General features: G+C 47.6%; 5 protein-coding genes. 2 read left to right on the forward strand and 3 right to left on the reverse strand.

Features of this window, described 5'->3' with window-relative positions:
- Nucleotides 1-330: 330 nt before the first annotated feature.
- Complete coding sequence (locus tag RMO35_RS13840; RefSeq protein ID WP_309741882.1) at nt 331-1,080, forward strand: succinate dehydrogenase/fumarate reductase iron-sulfur subunit; 750 nt, start codon at nt 331-333, stop codon at nt 1,078-1,080.
- A 46-nt stretch (nt 1,081-1,126) separates the two neighbouring features.
- Here the strand turns inward: RMO35_RS13840 and RMO35_RS13845 are convergent, their stop codons facing one another.
- The 3 genes from RMO35_RS13845 to RMO35_RS13855 form a co-directional block, all read right to left on the reverse strand.
- On the reverse strand, nt 1,127-1,537 hold the full coding sequence (locus RMO35_RS13845; protein WP_309741883.1) for a type II toxin-antitoxin system VapC family toxin: 411 nt from the start codon (nt 1,535-1,537) through the stop codon (nt 1,127-1,129).
- On the reverse strand, nt 1,525-1,860 hold the full coding sequence (locus RMO35_RS13850; protein ID WP_309741884.1) for a hypothetical protein: 336 nt from the start codon (nt 1,858-1,860) through the stop codon (nt 1,525-1,527). The genes RMO35_RS13845 and RMO35_RS13850 overlap by 13 nt, the downstream gene beginning before the upstream one ends.
- A gap of 73 nt (nt 1,861-1,933) precedes the next feature.
- A complete protein-coding gene (locus tag RMO35_RS13855; protein ID WP_309741885.1) occupies nt 1,934-2,587 on the reverse strand; it encodes an NUDIX domain-containing protein in 654 nt (217 codons plus the stop codon).
- Here RMO35_RS13855 and RMO35_RS13860 point away from each other — a divergent pair.
- Entirely contained in the window at nt 2,586-4,553 is a 1,968-nt protein-coding gene (locus RMO35_RS13860) for an AMP-binding protein (protein WP_309741886.1), read from the forward strand. The two genes, RMO35_RS13855 and RMO35_RS13860, sit on opposite strands and share 2 nt — an antisense overlap.
- The last annotated feature ends 42 nt before the right edge of the window (nt 4,554-4,595 follow it).

Consider the following 4,595-nt stretch of genomic DNA (forward strand, 5'->3'; position numbering starts at 1 on the left):
GGGAGATTTTAGTAGGTGTGTTGGGTTTCATTCTTCAACCCAACCTACAGATCTACAGATCTAATGCACAACAGCCGCATAGCATCTATCCCTGGAATGTGATAAAGCCCACTCCGATCCTCACAAATCGACCCTTACGCAGAGGAGTTTGAGGAGCGGCGTCCCGCTCCTCAACGGGGGGGCTGGGGGTCGGTACCCCCAGATCCGGGTTCTGCCTCCGCTAGGAAAAACGAAACTCACTAATATCTAACATTTGCCGCTCCGCCTAGTACCACAGCCTACTCAAGCAAAAGAGTTTGAATAAATTCAGATTTGATACCTAGAGACATCATGAAACTCACACTCAAAATTTGGCGGCAACCCAATCCCCAAACCGCTGGAAAATTCCATACCTACCAGCTCGATAATATCTCCCCAGATATGTCCCTGCTCGAAACCATCGACCTCCTCAACCAAAACCTCATTTTAACCAATGCCGAACCCATCGCCTTCGACCACGATTGCCGCGAAGGGATTTGTGGCTCCTGCGCCATGTACATCAACGGTCGCCCCCACGGAGCCGATCTCGCCAGCACCACCTGCCAACTCTACATGCGATCGTACCGCGATGGCGACACCCTGACGATCGAACCTTGGCGTGCAAATGCCTTTCCCATTATCAAAGACCTCATGGTCGATCGATCGGCATTCGATCGAATTATCCAAGCAGGCGGTTATATTTCGGTTAATACTGGTAACGCCGTCGATGCCAACACCATCCCCATTGCTAAAGATCTTGCCGACGCCGCTTTTGCCGACGCCATGTGTATCGGTTGCGGCGCTTGTGTCGCCGCTTGTAAAAATAGCTCCGCCATGTTATTCGTCGCCGCCAAGGTATCGCATCTAGCACGATTACCCCAAGGTCAACCAGAACGTCAGCGGCGAGCCATCAACATGGTAACTCAAATGGACGCAGAAGGATTCGGCAGTTGTAGCAACACTGGCACCTGTGCGGCGGTTTGTCCCAAAGAAATATCCCTAAATTCGATCGCCCAACTCAATCGGGAGTATCTTCAAGCGAGGGAAGGTTTTAGGTTTTAGGCTTTAGGGGGTAGAGGGTAGAGGGTTCACAATGCGATTACCTATTTCAAGATTGAGAACACAGCAGTCTATCTCCTATTTCAGGATATAACGGGAACAAACTATCCACACTGGCTAATCTTGCTTCATACACCAACGCAGTAGCAATAATCAATCTGTCAAATGGATCTTTATGGACAGGAGATAAACTAACGGCTTTGCAAAATATTTCAGGAGTCAATGGCAACAAACAAATACCTGAAGGTTCCAACGCCTCTCGAAACCACTCATCAGCAGCACATGGCAGCTCCAAACGACCCTTCTCCTGTGCCAACACGATCTCATAACAAGAAATCGGCGATACCCCAACCCGCTCGGCTGATTCAATTTGCTCGCGCCATGAAGCTGGAAACCTATTCCAATCTTCACTAATGAGCCAAAACCAAATATGGGTATCTAGCACAATTATTTCAGACATTCCCAATCCCGCTCATCCACGATTGGACTAACAATATCCCCTACTGTTTTTCCTTTACCAGCTATTCGGGTTGATGTAGTGCGGCATTTTCTTGAAGGATCGCGCTTCTGGCTTCCCACTGACTTTGTTTCAGTTTGGTTTGTGGCTGTATAGCTACTACTCAGAGAACGGATAAAATCTAAAAGGCTTAGTTGAATTGGTTCGGGTATTTTTTCCAGTTCCCGAACGATTGATTCGAGCGTTGAGCGCGATGCACTGAGCTTGCGTTGCCCATGAAGCTCTGCCGAAGGGTCGAAGTGTCCGCTTTGTGGGGTTGTGTTCATGATGCGATTACCTCTCGGCGCGGCTTTGCCGACGCAAAATTGAATGTAATTTAAGTTTAACATTTACTAACTTTTACACCCCAAAATATGCCTGAACTTCAGCTAGGAGTGGATCGATAGTTTGAGCTTGAATTTGGTGCGGTGGGTGCCAATCGACCCATTCAGCGCCAATATGTTCGGTGGAGGTAATCACTGTGGGGGCATCTACCCAACCCAAGAAAATAATTAAAGTCTTTTCCACAGCCTCGTTATTGTATCTGGCAGATTGGGGGTAATAGACCGATCGATACTGAAAATCTGGCTCGATACGCACTGCACTAACTGGAATCCCGGTTTCTTCATTCATCTCTCTGAGGGCGCATTCTAGGTCGGTTTCGCCCGGTTCGATATGTCCTTTCGGGAGGTCATATCGATCCTCGTGTTTCATCAATAGGAACGATTTTTGCGGATTGGGACGAAATAGAATAAAGCCACAGGATTTAACTTGTTTCATAGATATGTGCGAGCTAGAGACGAGTCTCTTATTATAAATCTGGGTGAGTCGCCGAGCGATCGCCTTCGGCAGCCGTCGCAGTTGGAGCATCATATTACAAAAAGCAGCCACCTTACGTTCTGTCACAGCCGATCGCCGATCGCGCCAGTCACCAGCTAATCTATAAATATAGCAACAGCCAACTGATGCCATCTGGTTTGGTTGGGGATTATAAAAAATGGGATAAATCATCATGACGACAACTGCTAGATTAGCCAACTACCCTTATCAAATCACCGATCGAGAACGCGATAATCTCAGTCAGACGATCGACTATAGTCAGATTAATGCAATCCCCGAAATTTGGGAAATAGTTGCCGCCAAATGTGGCGAAGTCGTTGCCTTAAATGCCCCCCATAGCAACCCAGCAGTTAGTTTTACTTATCGAGAGGTCGCCACTCAAGTCAAGCTATTTGCGACTGGCTTACAATGCTTAGGGATTCAACCGCATACGGGAGTGGCGTTATTTGCTGACAATAGCCCGCGTTGGTTGATTGCCGACCAAGGAATCATGTTAGCAGGGGCATTTAATGCCGTGAGAAGTTCGCAAGCGGACACCCAAGAATTACTATCAATTCTAGATAATAGCCAAGCGAAAGTATTAGTAGTTGAAGATATCAAAACTTTAAAAAAACTCAGCGATAAGCTAGGCGATTTAGCGATTAGTTTAATTATTTTACTTTCTGACGAACAACCAGATTCAGACTACCCGATTAAACTGCTCAATTTTAGTCAGACGATCGATTTAGGTCGGACTGACAGCTTGATACCTGTTGCCCTCAAAAAAACCGATTTAGCAACCCTGATTTATACATCAGGAACTTCCGGGAATCCTAAAGGGGTGATGCTCTCGCACGGGAATTTACTACATCAGGTTAATACTTGCGGTACGGTGATTCCCGCCAAACCAGGCGATCGCGTGTTGAGTATCTTACCCTCTTGGCATAGTTATGAGCGATCGTGTGAATATTATTTGCTCTCTCAGGGATGTACGCAGACATACACCAATATTCGCTATTTCAAGCAGGATTTGAAAGATGTTCGTCCAGAGTACCTAGTGGCAGTGCCACGCCTGCTGGAGTCGGTTTATGAAGGCATTCAGAAGCAATTTCGGGAGCAGCCAGCCAACAAGCAAAAACTAGTCGATACGCTGTTGGCTGCGAGTACAAAATATATCCAAGCGCGGCGGATCGTCCAGGGATTGAGTTTGGAATGCTTGCAGCCTAGTTTGAGTCAAAAGTTGAAGGCACGGCTTCAGATGTCGATTTTAGCGCCAGTTCACGCGATCGCGGACAAGCTCGTCTATGCCAAAATTCGGGAAGCCACAGGCAGCAAGATTAAAAATATCATTATCGGCGGCGGTTCGCTAGCCAAACATCTAGATTTATTCTTTGAAATCGTCGGTGTCGATGTCTTGCTGGGTTATGGTTTGACGGAAACAGCCCCGATTACCAACGTCCGCCGTCCGTGGCAAAATCTGCGCCTGTCTTCAGGACAACCCTTACCCGGTACCGAAATTAAGATCGTCGATGTCGAAACTCGCCAGGAAGTCTCGATCGGTCAAAAAGGATTAGTATTAATTCGCGGGCCACAAGTGATGCAAGGGTATTACCGCGATCCTGAAGCTACTGCTAAAGCGATCGATCCTGAAGGCTGGTTTAATAGTGGTGACTTGGGAATGCTCACACCTGCTAAGGATCTGACGATTACCGGACGTGCCAAAGATACGATCGTCCTCAGTAATGGTGAAAATATCGAACCCACCCCGATCGAAGATGCCTGTCTGCGAAGTCAGTATATCAGCCAAATCGTCCTCGTCGGCCAAGACCAAAAATCTCTCGGTGCGATAATCGTCCCCAACTTTGAAGCCCTGCAACAATGGGCAACCAGTCAAAACTTACCCTTAGATTTCGCCACCACAACCACGGTAGAATCTAGTACCCTCGAAGATAGTCGAGTTGTCAGCCTCATCAAAGAAGAACTCAATCGCGAAGTCAAAAACCGCCCCAGCTATCGCGCCGACGACAAAATTGTCGTATTCAGGCTCATCGCCGAGCCATTTAGTATCGAAAATGGACTCCTCACCCAGACGCTGAAAATTCGTCGTCCAGTTGTGATGGAGCGGTATCACGGTATGATTGACGAGATGTTCGCTCGCTAAACAGGGAATAGGGTACGGGGCAGAGCCGCTAGCCACTAAGAC

This window comes from Chamaesiphon sp. OTE_20_metabat_361 (assembly GCF_031364565.1).